Here is a 17,196-nt window from a genome sequence, read left to right on the forward strand (position 1 = left end):
TCGTGGTGCCGGAGATACTTAACATGTTAAGTGAATGCGTCAAACACAAATTGGGCTTGCTGCACTGCAAACGTTTTGCGGTCTGAAAGGGCGTCATGGCGAAGAGACCGGCTGATTCCGCGAACGGAAGTGCGACGATCGCAAGGCAGGTGCCGATGCGCGACTTCTCGCGCTCGCTGCCGATGTCGCTGCTCAGGGCGCGCGAGGCCGTGATGCGGCAGTTTCGTCCCAAGCTGCGCGAGCACGGCTTGACCGAGCAGCAATGGCGCATCCTCCGAGCGCTTGCGTCCATCGAGGCCGCCGAGGTCACGGAGCTCGCGCGCACGGCATTTCTCCTGGGGCCGAGCCTGTCGCGCATCCTGCGCGATCTCGAGGCGCGCAATTTGATCGAGCGCAAGACCGCGAAGGCCGACCAGCGCCGCAGTATGGTCTCGATCTCGAAGGAGGGCGTGAAGCTGATGGCCTCGGTCGCGCCGTCCTCGGAAGCGATCTATGCCGAGATCACGCAGCGCTTCGGCGCGCGAAAGCTCGCCGAGTTGCAGGAGATGCTCGGTCAGTTGGAGTTGTGTCTCGCTTCCACCGACGCGAGTGACGATGTTGCGGATGAAACGTAACGGCAAATTTGCATGATGACTTGCCAGTTACGCATGACTGTTCGTTGTTGCCTAACGCGTAAGCACCGCGAGCCGCGCGAAAACCCTGGGAAAAATAGCCGAGAATAGATCGCCGCCGTTGGTGTTAATCACCGTTGGGCGCGAGCTCTCCGCACTTAGTCGATGATGGCTCAATATCAATTTACTCACACGGAGAGAATTCGTAACTAGCATCAGGCTCTGTATTCAGCGATAGAGCCAAAACAAAGAAGGGCCGACAAGGATGCCCGGCCTCAGGGAGGAATGAATGAGACTGACGAGACGCGACTTCGCGGCCGGAATTGCTGCCGGCATTGCCGCGCCCTACCTCATCAAGAGCGCGCATGCGCAAGGCGCCACCATCAAGATCGGCATGTGCGCGCCCGTCACCGGCCCTGCCGCTGAATCCGGCGGTTACGCCATCAAGGGCGCCAAGCTCGCGCTCGAAGCTGTCAACAAGGCCGGCGGTATCCTTGGAAAGCAGGGCGAGCTGATCGTCGAAGACGATCAGACCACCAATCCCGGGATCGTTCTCGCCTTCTCCAAGCTCGCCTCGCAGCCTGACATCGTCGGCTTCCTCGGCTCGATCCGCTCGACCCAGGTGCACGCGATGGCACCCGACGTGATCAAGCTCGGCAAGCCCGTGATGATCGGCGGCACCGATCCGAATCTCACCCACATGGGCAATCAATGGCTATTCCGCTGCCGTCCCAATGACAGCTATTCCGGCCGCGTCATCGCCGAATACGGCGTCACCACGCTCGCCAAGAAGAAATGGGCCGTGCTGCACTCGACGGATGCGTTCGGCACCGCGGGCGGCAAGGCGTTGACCGCCGCGCTCGAAAAGCTCGGCGCGCCGCCGGTGCTCGATCAGGGCTACGCCAACCAGAGCCAGGATTTCACGCCAGTCGTGCTTGCCATCAAGCAGTCGGGCGCCGACATCCTCGGCTCCTACTTCACCTTCGAGAACGATCTCGGCATCTTCGCCCGCCAGCTCCGTCAGCTCGGCGTGAACATTCCCTGGGTCGGCTCGCCCTCGATCGTCAACATCACCGCGCTGAAGCTCGCAGGCCCCGCGCTCTACAATACGTATGGCGTTGCGGATTATGCCGAGGATTCCAGCGAGGGCTCGAAGGCGTTCGGCAAGATCTACCGCGACGCCGTCAAGGTAGCGCCCGACAATCAGAGCTCCTGGACCTTTGATGCGATCAACGTGATGGCGCAGGCCATCAACAAGGCCGGCACGACCGAGCCGGCCAAGATCCGCGAAGCCATCCTCGCGATCAAGAAGTTCCCGGGTGCCGAGGGCGAATACAATTTCGACCAGAACGGCGACGGTCTCCACGGCTACAACATCGTGAAGAACGAGAAGGGCAACATCACCTTCGACAAGCACATTGAGTTCAACGACTGACGTTGTCTCGGCCTCCCCGGTTCCGGTCGGGGAGGCTGAAACGTTTTTCGCTGGACGAATCCGACCTCCAACAGAACGCTTGTCATGGATCTCGCCCTACAATTGCTCTTTACCGGCATCGGTATCGGCGCCGTCTACGCGCTCGTCGCGCTCGGCTTCGTGCTGATCTTCCGTGCCACCAATGTGGTGAATTTTGCCCAGGGCGAATTCTCCATGGTCGCGGCCTATCTGATGGTCGTCGCGGTCGAGGCCGGTCTGCCCTATTGGGCGGCCTTCATCGTCGCGCTGCTCGGCATGGCGCTGCTCGGTGTCGTCTTCAATCTCGGCGTCTATTATCCGCTGCGCCACCGCACTTATTTGCCCGTGATCATCGCGACCATCGGCGCCTCGATCCTGCTGGCAAACTCCGTGCTCGCGATCTACGGCCCGCAGCCGCAGGTGCTTGAAGGCTGGTTCGAGACGCCTGGCATTCAGGTCGGTCCGGTCTATCTCGACAGCCAGTATCTCCTGATCATCTGCGTCACCATCTGCCTTGTGATCTTCAATTTCTGGTTCTTCGAGAAGACGCTGCTCGGCAAGAAGCTGCAGGCGACCTCGCAGGACAAGGAGATGGCCTCGCTGCTTGGCATCTCCGTGTCGACCATGATCATGATCACTTTCATCTATTCGGCGGTGCTCGGCGGCCTCGCCGGCATCCTCGTCGCCCCCGTGCTGTTCGTGTCGATCCAGATGGGCTCGACCATCGCGCTGAAGGCGTTCGCGGCCACCATCATCGGCGGCTTCGGCGATGTCGCCGGCGCCATCATCGGCGGTCTCGCCCTTGGCGTGATCGAGACCTTCGGGGCTGCCTATGTCTCGGTGCCCTACAAGGACGGCTTCGCTTTCCTGGTGCTGATCGCCTTCCTGATCTTCCGGCCGCAGGGCATCTTCGGCGAACGCGTGGCGGAAAAAGCATGAGCGCTCCCAGCGACAACATGCCGATTCCGGCGCCCGCCATCCGTTCGAAACCGCTCGTGGTCCGGCATCTGCCGTACTTCATCGGCGCGGCGATCCTGGTCTGGCTCGCCGCGACCATGCGCTTCGACGGATACGTCCATAACATCCTGCTCCAGGCCACCACGTTCTCGATCGCGGTGTTCGGGCTCTCTGTGGTGCTTGGCCTGTGCGGCCAGATCAATCTGGCGCAGGCCGCGTTCTTCGGGCTCGGCGCTTATGCCGTCGGCATGGGCACGACGGATCTGCAGCTCAGCTTCTGGCTATGCCTCGTCGGCGGCTGCGCGATCTCGCTGCTCGCTGGCGCCTTCCTCGGCATGTCCACCTTGCGGCTCGGCGGTCATTACCTCGCGATGGTGACGATCTCGTTCCAGCAGATCGTCACGCTGGTGATGATCAACGCGATCTGGCTGACGCGCGGCCCCGATGGCGTTCCCAACATCAAGCGTCCGGAGCTGTTCCAGACCTCGCAGAGCTACCTCGCCTTCTGCGTCGCGATGCTGGCGATCGTCGGCTATCTGGTCTGGCATCTCGCCGATACCAAACTCGGCCGCGCCATGCGTGCGGTGCGCGACAACGAGCTGGCGGCCGGCGTCAACGGCATCGACGTTTTCCGCACCAAGATCTATGCGTTCGCGCTGTGCGCGCTGCTCGGCGGTCTCGCGGGCGGATTGTTCGCCGGCGGCTTCGCCTATGTCAGCCCCGATCAATTCTCCTTTGCGGAATCGATCGTGTTCCTGACCATGTCGCTGCTCGGCGGCGTGGCTTCGCCGATCGGCTCGGCGATCGGAACGGGTCTCCTGATCCTGATCCCGGAATGGCTGCGGTTCCTGAAAAGCGTGCCGGGTCTTTACCTCGCGATCTACGGCCTGTTCGTGATCCTGATCATCCGCTTCATGCCTGATGGTATCTGGGGCTTTGTCGCCGACGCGTTCACGCGCTGGCGCGCCAAGATCAAGGCGACGCCGGCCGCGGCCGCGTTGCAGCTGAAACCGGCGACGATCGGCGGCGACACCGTGCTGGAAGTCACGGGGCTGTCGAAGCATTTCGGTGGCCTCAAGGCCGTCGACGGTGTCGACATCGCGGTCAAGCGCGGCGGCGTGCATGCGCTGATCGGGCCGAACGGCTCGGGCAAGACCACGACGCTCAACGTGCTCTCCGGCCTGTACGTCGCCACATCAGGCAGGATCGTGCTCGACGGTACCGACATCTCCCACATGCCGCCGCATCAGCGCACGGCTTCGGGTCTTGGCCGCACGTTCCAGAACATCCGCCTGTTCCGGTCGATGACGGCGCTGGAAAATGTCGAGATCGGCGCGGAGCGGCCCGGCAACACCATGGTTGGGAAGGGCGATGACGCCCTGACCGAACGTGCGATGGAGGCCTTGACATTCGTCGGCCTCGGCAGCCGCGCCAACGAGCTGATCTCCAGCTTCTCCTACGGCCATCAGCGGCTGATCGAGATTGCACGTGCGCTCGCCTCGAACCCGACGCTGCTGCTGCTCGACGAACCCGCGGCCGGCCTGAACTCAACTGAGAAGCTCGAGCTGCACGAGCTGCTCAAGCGCATCGCCGCGCAAGGGCTCACCATCCTGATCATCGATCACGACATGACGCTGGTCTCGGAAGCGGCCCAGCACATTACCGTGCTCAACTTCGGACGCCGCATCGCGGACGGCGAATCCATGGCCGTGCTGCGTCATCCCGACGTCGTCTCCGCCTATCTCGGGAGCGAATGATGCCGTTGCTCGAAATCCGCAACCTTGTCGTGCGCTACGGCGAGATCGAAGCGCTGCGCGGCGTCACCTGCGCCGTGGAGGAGGGGCAGGTGGTGACCTTGCTCGGCGCCAACGGCGCCGGCAAGTCGACGACGCTCCGCGCCATCTCCGGCCTCGCGAAACCAACGTCGGGCGACATCCTGTTCGACGGCAAGTCGATCGCAGGTCTCGGCCCGGAAGCCATCGTCCGCATGGGTATCAGCCACGTGCCGGAAGGGCGTCGTGTGTTTCCGGGTCTCACCGTGAAAGAGAACATCATGCTCGGCGCGTCCAACCGCCGGGCACCGACCTCGGAGATCTCGCGCGAGGCCGATGCGATGTTCGACCTGTTCCCCGATATCCGCAAGTTCACCAACGCGCTCGGCTGGACGCTGTCCGGAGGCCAGTTGCAGATGGTGGCGGTCGCGCGCGGGCTGATGGCCAAGCCGCGGCTGTTGCTGCTGGACGAGCCCTCGCTTGGGCTAGCGCCTGTGATCGTGCAGGCCGTGTTCAAGATCATTTCCGAGATCCGCCGCAACACGACAGTTCTGCTCGTCGAGCAGAACGCGCGCATGGGCCTGTCGGTGGCCGATTACGGCTATGTGCTGGAGACCGGCCGCATCGTGCTCGGCGGCAAGCCCGACGAGCTCTGGGGCAATGAAGCGATCCGCGCCGCCTATCTCGGCGGTCATGCCAAGGTGACCGCGTAGCCGGACGGTTCCGTCATCGGGGGGCGGATTCCAGGCCGAACGCCTCGACGGCATCCCCTTGCCGGATGACACCCGGGCGGCGATAGTGGACGCCGCCCGCGTGGCCCGGATCCTGTGGCCAAGCGCATAGGTCTTGCGTCATTGCGAGCGTAGCGCGGCGCCCCGGTTCGCGGTAACAGCAGAACTGTGCTGTCGCGGCGCTCGTCATGGTGACGAAGGCTCAAACAACGACGACCCAAACAACGAAGAAGGAAGGCAACGTGGCGAACAAGGTCAAGGAAATCTGGAAGTCGGGCAAGGCCGTGGTCAACGCGTGGCTGGCAATTCCCTCCGGCTTCTCGGCTGAGATGATCGCGCAATGCGGCTTCGACAGCGTCACCGTCGACATGCAGCATGGCGTCCAGGATTATCTCTCGATGGTGCAGTGCTTCCAGGCCATGGACAAGCACCCGGTGACCCCGATGGTCCGCGTGCCCTGGAACGAGCCCGGCATCATCGGCAAGGTGCTCGACGGCGGCGCCTATGGCGTGATCTGCCCGATGGTCAACACGCCGCAGGAAGCCAGGAACCTCGTCTCCTATTCGAAATATCCGCCGCAGGGCGTCCGCTCCAACGGCCCGATCCGCGCCGGCATGTACGGCACCGCGGGCTCGTACCAGAAGACGGCGAACGACGACATCGTGCTGCTGCCGATGATGGAAACCAAGACCGCGGTCGAGAACATGGAAGCGATCCTCGACGTCGAAGGTCTCAACGGCGTCTATATCGGCCCGTCCGACCTCGGCTTCTCCTACGGCCTCGAGCCCAAGCTCGACCGCACCGAGCCCGAGATCCTCGCGATCTACGACAAGATCATCAAGGAATGCGACAAGCGTGGGCTCTTCCCGGGCATCCATTGCAGCGGCGCCGAAGGTGCTGCGCGCGCCATCAACATGGGCTTCAAGCTGGTGACGCTCTCGAACGAGGTCGGCCTGATGACCACCTACGCCAAGATGCAGGTCAATGCGACCCGCAAGGATTCGGCCGGGAAGGCTTAATCTCTCTGAGTCCCGGACGCGGTGCGGCACGCAGTGACGCTCCGCAGAGCCGGGACCCAGTTGCCAGCCACACACATGGGCCCCGGCTCAGCAGCGCATCGTTTCACGCTGCGCTGCGTCCGGGGTACGAATACTTGAAGACCCAAGGAGACCTCCCATGACCATCAGCCCCGTCATCCGCCTGCATCCCGCTGATGGCGTGCTGATCGCGCGCGCGAGCCTGCCGCCGGGAACCGTCGTCGCCGACGGCGTCACCACGGTCGAGCGCATTCCCTCCGGCCACAAGGTCGCGATCAAGCCGATCGCATTGGGCGAGCCTGTCATCCGCTACGGCCAGATCATCGGCTTTGCGACCATTCCGATCGCGCCGGGCCAGCACGTGCACGTGCAGAATTGCGGCATGGGCGATTTCTCCAAGGACTATGCCTATTGCGCCGACGTCAAGCCGACGCCGAATTTCGACCTGCCGGCGACCTTCGAAGGCATCCGCCGCCCCGACGGCCGCGTCGCCACGCGCAACTATATCGGCATCCTCACCTCGGTGAATTGCAGCGCGCATGTCGCAAGCCTCGTCGCCGACGTTTTCAAGAAGAACCCCTTCACCGGCGACAATCCGCTGGCCGAATTCCCCAACGTCGACGGCGTGGTCGCGCTGACCCACAAGACCGGCTGCGGTATGACGCAGAACGAGCCGCTCGCACTGCTCCGCCGCACGCTCGGCGGCTATGCGCGCCACGTGAACTTCTCCCACGTCATCGTACTCGGCCTCGGCTGCGAGGTGAACCAGATCGGCGGTCTCATGGAAGAGCAAAAGCTCGCCGGCCGCCTGCGCGCGATGGACATCCAGGAAGTCGGCGGCACCCGCAAGACAGTTGAGGCCGGCATCGCCTTCGTGCGCGAGGCGCTCGCTGACTCCAACAAGGTCAAGCGTGAGTCCGTGCCGGTGAGCGAATTGACCGTGGCCCTGCAATGCGGCGGCTCGGACGGCTATTCCGGTGTGTCGGCCAATCCGGCACTGGGCGCTGCCAGCGATCTCATCGTCCGCCACGGCGGCACCGTGATCCTGTCGGAGACACCCGAAACCTACGGCGCCGAGCATCTGCTGACGCGCCGCGCCGTCAGCCGCGAGGTCGGCGAGAAGCTGGTCGATCTGATGCGCTGGTGGGACGAATACACGACGCGCGAAGGCGCCGAGATGAACGCCAATCCGAGCCCCGGCAACAAGGCCGGCGGCCTCACCACCATTCTGGAAAAGTCGCTCGGTGCGATGGCCAAGGCCGGCACCACCAATCTCGTTGACGTCTTGCGCTACGCCGAGCCCGTGACCAAGCGCGGCTTCGTGTTCATGGACACGCCCGGCTACGATCCGGTCGCCGCGACCGGCCAGGTTGCCGGCGGTGCCAATCTGGTCTGCTTCACCACCGGACGCGGCAGCGTGTTCGGCTGCAAGCCGGCACCCTCGATCAAGCTCGCCACCAACACGCCCATGTACAAGCGCATGGAAGAGGACATGGACGTCAATTGCGGCACCATCCTCCAAGGCGAGGAGAGCGTCCAGGAGTGCGGCCAGCGCATTTTTGAGCTCATCCTGAAGACCGCCTCGGGCCAGCCGACCAAGAGCGAGAGCTTTGATTTCGGCGGCGCCGAGTTCGCGCCCTGGGTGCTCGGCGCGACGATGTAGTCGATCGTGTAGCCCGAATGGAGCGCAGCGCAATCCGGGGTTCTTTCACCCGGAGATCGATCGTCCCGGGCTACGGGAGCACTGCGGATACTTCCTAGGCACGGTCTGCCCGTTGTTAGTGCTTGATCGCACTGACGTCAGGTGTTCTGCTCAAAAAAGCTGCTGGAGTACCGCACCCCGTGTCGATCTACGTCGCATTGCACCACGTCACGCATTACAAATACGACCGTCCGATCGATCTTGGCCCGCAGACCATCCGCCTGCGGCCGGCGCCGCACACGCGCACGCCGATCCTGAGCTATTCGCTCAAGGTCACCCCGGCCAATCATTTCGTGAACTGGCAGCAGGACCCGCAGGGCAACTGGCTCGCACGCTATGTCTTCCCAGAGAAGACGACCGAGCTGAAATTCGAGGTCGATTTCACGGCGCAGATGACCGTGGTCAACCCGTTCGACTTCTTTGTCGAACCTTATGCGGATGCCTTTCCGTTTGAGTATTCGAAGGATTTGAAGACCGAGCTCGCGCCGTATCTCGAGACCATCAAGCCTGATCGCCTGTTCGCAAAATTTCTCGACACAATCCCCCATGAGGCCCCGAACACCGTCAACTTCCTGGTCGATCTCAACCGCGAGCTCCAGAAGCACGTCCGTTATATCATCCGCATGGAGCCCGGCGTGCAGACGCCGGAGGAGACGCTGTCCTCCGGCGCCGGATCGTGCCGCGACTCCGCCTGGCTCCTGATCCAGACCTTCCGCCATCTCGGACTCGCTGCCCGTTTCGTCTCCGGCTATCTGATCCAGATCCGTCCCGACATCGATCCGATCGAGGGACCGCCGGAGGTCGAGAACGATTTCACCGATCTGCACGCCTGGGCCGAGGTCTATCTGCCGGGCGCAGGCTGGATCGGCTTTGACGCGACCTCCGGCATGCTCGCGGGCGAGGGCCACGTCCCGGTGGCCGCCACGCCGCATTATCGCTCGGCTGCGCCGATCTCAGGCGGCGCCGGCTTTGCCGAGGTCGAGTTCGAGTTCGACATGAGCGTGAAGCGCATCCGCGAGGCGCCGCGCATCACAAAGCCGTTCTCCGACGAGTCCTGGACGCGGCTCAACGATCTCGGCGAGCAGGTCGATGGCGATCTCGCCGCGCAGGATGTCCGGCTCACGATGGGGGGCGAGCCGACCTTCGTCTCGGTCGACGATCTCGAAGCAGCCGAATGGAACACCGCGGCCGTCGGTCCGACCAAGCGCGCGCTTGGTGACGATCTGATCCGCCGCCTACACACGCGCTTCGCGCCGGGCGGGCTGCTGCATTACGGCGAGGGCAAATGGTATCCCGGCGAAAGCCTGCCGCGCTGGGCCTTTGGCCTGTACTGGCGCAAGGACGGCGTGCCGATCTGGAAGAATACCGATCTGATCGCCAAGATCGAAAATCCGCGGCGCGCCGAGGTCAAGGACGCCCGGGCGTTCGTGGAGGGCACCGCGGTGCGGCTCGGGCTCGATCCCGGCTACATCATCCCGGCCTATGAGGACACCGCCTACTGGCTCCACAAGGAGGCCGAGCTTCCCGTCAACGTCGATCCTACCGACTCCAAATTAGCTGATCCGGAAGCGCGCGCGCGCATGGCGCGGGTGTTCGACGAGGGGCTGAGCACGCCGCGGGGGTTCGTGCTGCCGGTGCAGCGCTGGAACGCACCGCCGCGTTGGCGCAGTGAGCGCTGGCAACTCCGGCGCAATCATCTGTTTTTGATGCCGGGCGATTCACCGCTGGGCTTGCGGTTGCCGATCGGCTCGCTCGGCCATATCCCGCCCAACCAATATCCCTACATCGTCGAACAGGACCCGATGGAGGCCCGCGGCAAGCTGCCGGTATTCAGCCTTCCGGCGCGTCCGGAATCGCCGCCGAAGGTCGAACCCGAGCATCTCAACACGTCCGTCCCCGTCCGCACCGCGATGTCGATCGAAGTCCGCCACGGCGTGCTCTGCGCCTTCATGCCGCCGGTCGAGCGCATCGAGGATTATCTCGAGCTGGTCGCGGCCCTCGAAGCGACTGCCGAAGAGATGCAGATTCAGGTCCACATCGAGGGCTACCCGCCGCCGTTCGATCCGCGCATCGAGGTGATCAAGGTGACGCCCGACCCTGGTGTCATCGAGGTCAACATCCAGCCGGCCAAGAGCTGGCGCGAGGCGGTCGACATCACCGTCGGGCTCTATGAGGACGCCGGCAAGACACGCCTCGGCGCCAACCGCTTCCTGGTCGACGGCCGCCACACCGGCACCGGCGGCGGCAATCATGTCGTGATCGGCGGCTCCAGCCCGCAGGACTCGCCGTTCCTGCGCCGGCCTGATCTCTTGAAGAGCCTCGTGCTGTACTGGCAGCGGCATCCGTCGCTGTCCTATTTCTTCTCGGGTCTTTTCATCGGCCCGACCAGCCAGGCGCCGCGCATCGACGAAGCGCGCCATGACAGCATCTACGAGCTCGAGATCGCGCTCTCGCACGTGCCGCCGCCGGGCTACCAGACGCCGCTGTGGCTGGTGGACCGGCTGTTCCGGCATCTGCTCGTCGACATCACCGGCAACACCCACCGCGCCGAGATCTGCATCGACAAGCTCTATTCGCCCGACGGGACCACGGGCCGGCTCGGTCTCGTCGAATTCCGCGCGCTCGAAATGCCGCCCGATCCGCGCATGTCGCTGGCGCAGCAGCTGCTGATCCGCGCATTGATCGCAAAATTCTGGCGCGAGCCGCAGGCCGGCAAGTTCGTGCGCTGGGGCACCGCGCTGCATGACCGCTTCATGCTGCCGCATTTCATCTGGGAAGATTTTCAGGACGTGCTCTCCGAGCTGAAGCAATCCGGCTATCCGTTCGATCCCGAATGGTATCTGGCCCAGCTCGAATTCCGCTTCCCCGCCTTTGGCCGCATCCATCATGGCGGCGTGACGCTGGAACTGCGGCAGGCGCTGGAGCCCTGGCATGTGCTCGGCGAGGAAGGCTCGGCCGGCGGCACCGTGCGCTATGTCGACAGCTCGGTCGAGCGGCTCCAGGTGAAGGCGGAGGGCTTCGTCGAGGGCCGCCACATCATCACCTGCAATGGCCGCCGCCTGCCGATGACCTCGACCGGCCGCTCGGGCGAAGCCGTGGCCGCCGTCCGCTTCAAGGCCTGGCAGCCGGCCTCCGGCCTGCACCCGACCATTCCGGTCCACGCGCCCCTGACCTTCGACCTGATCGACACCTGGAACGGCCGCTCGCTCGGCGGCTGCGTTTACCACGTCGCCCATCCCGGCGGCCGCAGCTACGAGACCAAGCCGGTCAACACCTATGAGGCCGAGGCCCGGCGGCTGGCGCGCTTCCAGGACCACGGTCATACGCCGGGTCCGATGCAGCCGCCGCCCGAGGAACGCACAAATGAGTTTCCGCTGACCCTCGACTTGCGGACCCCGCTCCTGCAATGAGTATGAGGGTGGGGCAGGGAGAGGCGCATGGGCGAGGGCGCAGCCGAACAGGACGACAAGGCGGGTAAGGCGCCAGGACCGCGTGAGGGCCAGCGTGAAGGCCAGCGCCGCCTCGCGCAATGGGTCCGCGACTATCGCCGCCTGCCCGGCATTCCCGACGAGTTCCTGGGACCTGACGGCGCCCCCCGCGCGGTCTGGAGCCGCTTCTTCGACGCCTTCGGCGCGCTGGCCCCCGACGAGGTCGAGCGGCGCTTCGGCATGGCCGACCGCCATCTGCGCGAGGCCGGCGTCACCTACCGCGCACCCGGCGACAGCGCCGACAGGCCGTGGTCGATCAGCCATTTGCCGCTCCTGATCGACGAGGCCGACTGGAAGCAGCTATCCGCCGGGATCACCCAGCGCGCCGAGCTTTTAGAGCTCGTGCTGCGCGACATCTATGGCGAGGGGAAGCTGGTCGCGGAAGGCGCGCTGCCCGCCGCCGCGATCGCCGGCAGCCCCGAATATCTCCGTCCGGTCTGTGGCGTCGAGCCTCCGGGCGGGCGCTACCTCTCGCTCTATGCCGCCGACGTCGGCCGCGGCCCCGACGGCCGCTGGTGGGTGCTCGGCGACCGCACGCAGGCGCCATCGGGCGCGGGCTACGCGCTGGAAAACCGCCTGGTGCTCTCGCGCGCCTTCTCCGATCTCTACAAGTCGATGAACGTGCCGCGCGTCGCGCCGTTCTTCGAAGCGTTCCGCGACTCACTGCGCGCGCGGGCCGATCGCGACGAACCGCGCATCGGCGTGCTCTCCCCCGGAAGTTTCAGCGAGACCTATTTCGAGCATGCGACACTGGCGCGCTATCTCGGTTTCCTGCTGGTCGAGGGCGACGATCTCGCCGTCAGCGACAACCGTATTCACATCCGCACGGTCGCGGGGTTGAAGCGGCTCGACGTGCTGCTCCGCCGCGTCGATTCCAACTCGCTCGATCCGCTCGAGCTTGATGCCTCCTCGCATCTCGGCGTGCCCGGCCTGATCGACGTGCTGCGCAAGGACGGCGTCGTCGTCGCCAACATGCCGGGCTCTGGCGTGCTGGAGGCCCGCGCGCTGCTCGGTTTCCTGCCGGCGCTCAGCCGCCGCCTGCTTGGCGAAGAGCTGAAAATGCCGCACATCGCGACCTGGTGGTGCGGCCAGCGCTCGGCGCGCGACGAGGTGCTGTCGCGGCTCGACGAGGTCGCGATCGAAGGCGCCTATCGGCGCGGCGTGCCCGGCTTGGACGGCAATGGCCCGGTGCTCGCGAGCGAGCTCGACGCCGACGGGCGCCAGCGCCTGATCGACTCCATCGCCGCGCGCGGCATGGACTATGTCGGCCAGGAGGTGGTGCGGCTCTCGACCATGCCGGTGTGGGAGCAGGGCCAGCTCACGCCGCGCCCCTTCGTGCTGCGCGTGTTCGCGGCCGCGACGCCGGACGGATGGGCCATCATGCCCGGCGGCTTCTGCCGGATCGCCGAGAAGACGGATGCGCGCGCGGTGTCGATGGGCGACGGCGCCCGCGCCGCCGACGTCTGGGTGGTCTCGGAGAAGAAGGTTGCGACCGCGACGTTGTTGCCGGCGACCGACAAGGTGCGCATCCGGCGCATTGCCGGCGTGCTGCCGAGCCGTGCCGCGGACAATCTGTTCTGGCTCGGCCGCTATCTCGAACGCGCCGAGGCGACGCTGCGGCTGGTGCGCGCGCTGGGCTCGCCAAGCGGCCCCAACAAGGGCACCGCGGCCTCGCTGCAATCGGCCGAACGCATCCAGCGTCTGCTGGTGGCCTGGGGCGCGATCTCGCAAGCCTCGCGCGCGGCCCCCGCGCGCGTTGTCGCCGAAGCCTTGCAGAGCGAGGAGCGCTTCGGCTCGGCATTGTCGCTGGTGCGCGCGGCGCAGCGCACGGCGACCTCGTTGCGCGAGCGGCTGTCGCCCGATGCCTGGCAGGTCATCACCGAGATGGCCGATCGGCTGGCTCTCGAGGTCGAGGGTGACGACAGCGTGGTCAGCGCGGCCGAGCTGACCTTGCAGGAGCTCGCGAGCTTCGCAGGTCTGGCGCAGGAGAACATGAACCGCGCCGCCGGCTGGCGTTTCCTCGACGTCGGCCGCCGCACCGAGCGCGCCATCAACACCGCGCGTTTCGCCCGCCAGTTCGCCTATGACGAGGCCGGCGACGAGGACCTCGACATCCTGCTGACGCTGGTCGATTCCCAGATCACCTACCGCTCGCGCTATCTGTTGGCGCCGATCCTGGCGCCGGTGCGCGACCTCGCGGTGCTCGATCCCTATAATCCGCGCTCGGTCGCGTTCCAGGTGACGACGCTGAACGAGCACATCGCAGCACTGCCGAGCCTAAAGGAGCATGGCCTGATCGAGAAGCCGCAGCGGCTTGCCGTGGCGGTGCAGGCGATGCTCGCCACCGCCGAGGCCGAGAGGCTGGAGGTCAAGACCCTGTTCGCACTGGAGCAGGATCTGCTCAGCCTCGCCGAAGCGATCAGTCTCCACTACTTCCCGCACGGCCCCAATGCCAGCCGTCCGGAAAAGCTGACGGGGCTGGCGTGATCTACGACATCCGGCACGTCACGACTTATGAATATGAGAGCCCGGTCAGCTTCGCCCGCTGCACGCTGCGGCTGGAGCCGAGAGGCGGCAATGGCCAGGAGCTGATCTCGCACCATGTCGAGATTCGTCCGCGTCCGGCCGAGCGCCATGTCCGGCGCGACTTCTTCGGTACGCTGACCGAGAGCGTGGTGATTGAGGCCGCGCATCGCACTTTGCGCATCGATTCACGTTCGCGTGTCTCGATCTCGCGCAAGCCGCCCGCGCGCGACGCTGCAAGCCCGTCCTGGGAAAGTATCCGCGATATCGCGTTCGAGGCGACGAGCCTCGGGCCGTCCTCGCCGGTCGGCTACGTCTTTGCGAGCCCGCTGGTCCCGGTGCTGCGTCCGGTCAGCGCTTATGCAGCCGCGAGCTTTGCCTCCGGCGCCGGCATCCTCGCCGGCGCCGTCGATCTGATGCATCGCATCCGCACCGAATTCCGCTACGATCCCAAGGCTACCGTGATCTCGACGCCTCTCAACGAGGTCTTCGACAAGCGCCACGGCGTCTGTCAGGATTTTGCCCACGTGATGATCGCGGGCCTGCGCGGGCTCGGTCTGCCTGCGGCCTATGTCAGCGGCTATCTGCGCACCATTCCGCCGGCGGGGCAGCCGCGTTTGCAAGGCGCCGATGCCACCCATGCCTGGGTGTCGCTGTGGTGCGGGACGGAGCTTGGCTGGATCGATTTCGATCCGACCAACGATCTCCTCGTCGCCAACGACCATATCGTGCTCGCGGTGGCGCGCGACTTTTCCGACGTCTCGCCGGTCGATGGCATCATCGTCGGTTCGCCGAAGCAGAAGCTTGGCGTCGCCGTGGACGTGCTGCTGGTGGAGTGAGCCTGTCTTGCCGGCCCGGCCCGGCGCCGTTTGCCGCCGGGTGTATCGAGCCGTCGCCGCAACAGGGATGTCGCAGAGCACAACAACAACATTTTTCATCCCGGGATTTGGTCACTCGGCCCAAGATGGGCTATGCTTGTGCTGGCGTCGAGGACAGAACATGAGACGTCGGGAAATTGGCGTGGGACACCACCGACTAGCGGGGCTGCATCCATGATCACGTTACCGAGACTGGCGGCCGAATCCCTGGAGAAGAGGTTGGGCTCGTTCATGCGTCGTCGGTTTGGCGAGCCTTCCGCAAACATCGTCGAGAGTGCGACCCGCACTGCGATGGAGTGCATCGGCAACAGCGATGCGCTCTATCACAATATCGAGCATACGATGCTCGTGACCTTGGCGGCCCATTGCATCCTTAGTGGCCGATATCTCCATACGCATTTGGAGGCAGAGGATTACGTCCACATCCTGATCGCCTGCCTTGCCCACGACATCGGGTATGTCCGGGGCTTGTTCGAGGAGGATGACATCGATGGCTTCGTGATCGATGCGGCCGGTACCAAGGTCTCACTGCCGCGCGGCGCATCGGACGCCAGCCTGATGATGTATCACGTCGATCGTTCCAAGCTTTATGTGACGCGGAGGCTGCAACATATTCCAGGACTCGATCCGGAACGCGTTGCCCGTGCCATCGAGGGCACCCGCTTCCCGGCCCGGGAAGGGCAGGAGTATGACGACGACGCCTCGATCCTGCGCGCCGCCGATTTCATCGGCCAGCTCGGCGATCCCAATTATCTGCGCAAGGCCAATGCGCTGTACTACGAGTTCGAGGAAGTCGGCATGAATCGGCAGCTCGGCTACGACTCGCCGGCCGACATCGTGAACCGCTATCCGCAATTCTATTGGAACAGCGTCGCACCGCACATCCAGACCGAGATCGGCTATCTCAACAAGACCGAGATCGGCCGGCAGTGGATTGCCAACCTCTACAGCAACGTCTTCCGCGCCGAGCGCGACATCTCGCTGTCCGGGCCGCAGAAATAGGCTTGGCCTTGTAGTCCGGATGGAGCGCAGCGCATTCCGGGGCCGCTTTGTCCGCGGATGGACCGTCCCGGATTACGCTTTCGCTCCATCCGGGCTACGACCTCGCAAAACTCCGTGAGCAAATCATGCAACAAAAAACCGTCACCACGGATGTTCTCGACATCGCCTATCTCGACTACGGCGCGCCGGATGGCTGGCCCTGCATCATGGGCCACGGCTTTCCCTACGACGTTAACGCCTATGCCGCGACTGCGCCGCTGCTCGCGCAGGCGGGCGCGCGGGTGCTGGTGCCCTGGCTGCGCGGTTACGGGCCGACGCGCTTCCGTTCCGCGTCGACCTTGCGCTCCGGCGAGCAGGCGGCACTGGGCGCCGATCTGCTTGCCTTCATGGACGCGCTGGGCATCGAGCGCGCGGTCGTCGGCGGTTACGACTGGGGTGGGCGTGCGGCCTGCGTGGTCTCGGCGTTGTATCCCGAGCGCGTGGTCGGGCTCGTCTCGGGCAATTCCTACAACATCCAGAACATCGCGCGCGCGATGGAGCCGGCCTCGCCGCCGGAGGAGGCCGCGCTCTGGTATCAATATCTCTTTCACAACGAGCGCGGCCGCCGCGCGCTGGAGCGCAACCGCCGCGGCTTTGCCCGCCAGCTCTGGTCGATGTGGTCGCCGACATGGGCGTTCGACGACGCGACGTTCGAGACAAGCGCTGTGTCGTTCGACAATCCCGATTTCGTCGATGTCGTGATCCACTCCTACCGCCACCGCTACGCGCTGGTCCAAGGCGATCCCGCCTATGCCGGAATCGAGGCGAAGCTGGCCGCGCAGCCCCAGGTCGGCGTCCCGACGATTGCGATCGACGGCGACAGCGACGGCGTCAATCCCGGTACCGCGCACCATGCGCGCAAGTTCGAGGGCTTTTTCGAGCGGCGCGTGTTCGCAGGCGCCGGTCATAACCTGCCGCAGGAACGGCCCGCCGAATGGGCGCAGGCCGTGCTCGACCTGCGCAAGGCGGCGCTACAATAGGCTTTCGCGCGCCGTCCCGCACG

Annotated in this window: 12 protein-coding genes; all 12 read left to right on the top strand. The window is 65.0% G+C overall.

The genetic code is table 11. From position 1 onward, the window contains the following. The first annotated feature begins 95 nt into the window (after positions 1 to 95). The 12 genes from hpaR to B5V03_RS08535 all read left to right on the top strand — a co-directional run bounded on the left by hpaR (position 96) and on the right by B5V03_RS08535 (position 17,173). Positions 96 to 614, top strand: a complete 519-nt coding sequence (gene hpaR / locus B5V03_RS08480) for a homoprotocatechuate degradation operon regulator HpaR (RefSeq protein WP_129269081.1) — start codon at positions 96 to 98, stop codon at positions 612 to 614. A gap of 286 nt (positions 615 to 900) precedes the next feature. Then, entirely contained in the window at positions 901 to 2,046 is a 1,146-nt protein-coding gene (locus B5V03_RS08485; RefSeq protein ID WP_129269083.1) for an ABC transporter substrate-binding protein, read from the top strand. A gap of 84 nt (positions 2,047 to 2,130) precedes the next feature. Next, positions 2,131 to 3,003, top strand: a complete 873-nt coding sequence (locus B5V03_RS08490) for a branched-chain amino acid ABC transporter permease (protein WP_129269085.1) — start codon at positions 2,131 to 2,133, stop codon at positions 3,001 to 3,003. After that, a complete protein-coding gene (locus B5V03_RS08495) occupies positions 3,000 to 4,778 on the top strand; it encodes a branched-chain amino acid ABC transporter ATP-binding protein/permease (RefSeq protein ID WP_129269087.1) in 1,779 nt (592 codons plus the stop codon). The genes B5V03_RS08490 and B5V03_RS08495 overlap by 4 nt, the downstream gene beginning before the upstream one ends. Beyond that, positions 4,778 to 5,506 (top strand): ABC transporter ATP-binding protein, encoded by a 729-nt coding sequence (locus B5V03_RS08500; protein ID WP_129269089.1) that lies wholly within the window; start codon positions 4,778 to 4,780, stop codon positions 5,504 to 5,506. Before B5V03_RS08495 ends, B5V03_RS08500 begins: the two co-directional genes overlap by 1 nt. 260 nt (positions 5,507 to 5,766) lie before the next feature. After that, positions 5,767 to 6,543: an HpcH/HpaI aldolase family protein gene (locus tag B5V03_RS08505; protein ID WP_164987872.1), complete on the top strand. Its 777-nt coding sequence runs from the start codon at positions 5,767 to 5,769 to the stop codon at positions 6,541 to 6,543. A gap of 157 nt (positions 6,544 to 6,700) precedes the next feature. Beyond that, complete coding sequence (locus tag B5V03_RS08510; RefSeq protein WP_129269093.1) at positions 6,701 to 8,224, top strand: UxaA family hydrolase; 1,524 nt, start codon at positions 6,701 to 6,703, stop codon at positions 8,222 to 8,224. A gap of 179 nt (positions 8,225 to 8,403) precedes the next feature. After that, positions 8,404 to 11,673, top strand: a complete 3,270-nt coding sequence (locus B5V03_RS08515) for a DUF2126 domain-containing protein (RefSeq protein ID WP_129269095.1) — start codon at positions 8,404 to 8,406, stop codon at positions 11,671 to 11,673. Between the two features lie 27 nt (positions 11,674 to 11,700). Then, complete coding sequence (locus B5V03_RS08520; RefSeq protein WP_129269097.1) at positions 11,701 to 14,238, top strand: circularly permuted type 2 ATP-grasp protein; 2,538 nt, start codon at positions 11,701 to 11,703, stop codon at positions 14,236 to 14,238. Further along, a complete protein-coding gene (locus B5V03_RS08525) occupies positions 14,235 to 15,113 on the top strand; it encodes a transglutaminase family protein (protein WP_129269099.1) in 879 nt (292 codons plus the stop codon). The genes B5V03_RS08520 and B5V03_RS08525 overlap by 4 nt, the downstream gene beginning before the upstream one ends. A 213-nt stretch (positions 15,114 to 15,326) precedes the next feature. Then, on the top strand, positions 15,327 to 16,154 hold the full coding sequence (locus tag B5V03_RS08530; RefSeq protein WP_129269101.1) for a metal-dependent phosphohydrolase: 828 nt from the start codon (positions 15,327 to 15,329) through the stop codon (positions 16,152 to 16,154). Between the two features lie 125 nt (positions 16,155 to 16,279). Continuing rightward, positions 16,280 to 17,173 carry an alpha/beta fold hydrolase gene (locus tag B5V03_RS08535; protein ID WP_164987873.1) on the top strand — a complete coding sequence of 298 codons (894 nt, stop codon included), beginning with the start codon at positions 16,280 to 16,282 and terminating at the stop codon, positions 17,171 to 17,173. The last annotated feature ends 23 nt before the right edge of the window (positions 17,174 to 17,196 follow it).

The organism is Bradyrhizobium betae (genome assembly GCF_004123905.1).
Lineage (GTDB): Bacteria > Pseudomonadota > Alphaproteobacteria > Rhizobiales > Xanthobacteraceae > Bradyrhizobium > Bradyrhizobium betae_A.

Coding starts and splice junctions, on each gene's coding strand:
- hpaR (WP_129269081.1), top strand. CDS start 96: ATGGCGAAGAGACCGGCTGATTCCGCGAACGGAAGTGCGACGATCGCA.
- B5V03_RS08485 (WP_129269083.1), top strand. CDS start 901: ATGAGACTGACGAGACGCGACTTCGCGGCCGGAATTGCTGCCGGCATT.
- B5V03_RS08490 (WP_129269085.1), top strand. CDS start 2,131: ATGGATCTCGCCCTACAATTGCTCTTTACCGGCATCGGTATCGGCGCC.
- B5V03_RS08495 (WP_129269087.1), top strand. CDS start 3,000: ATGAGCGCTCCCAGCGACAACATGCCGATTCCGGCGCCCGCCATCCGT.
- B5V03_RS08500 (WP_129269089.1), top strand. CDS start 4,778: ATGCCGTTGCTCGAAATCCGCAACCTTGTCGTGCGCTACGGCGAGATC.
- B5V03_RS08510 (WP_129269093.1), top strand. CDS start 6,701: ATGACCATCAGCCCCGTCATCCGCCTGCATCCCGCTGATGGCGTGCTG.
- B5V03_RS08520 (WP_129269097.1), top strand. CDS start 11,701: ATGGGCGAGGGCGCAGCCGAACAGGACGACAAGGCGGGTAAGGCGCCA.
- B5V03_RS08530 (WP_129269101.1), top strand. CDS start 15,327: ATGATCACGTTACCGAGACTGGCGGCCGAATCCCTGGAGAAGAGGTTG.
- B5V03_RS08535 (WP_164987873.1), top strand. CDS start 16,280: ATGCAACAAAAAACCGTCACCACGGATGTTCTCGACATCGCCTATCTC.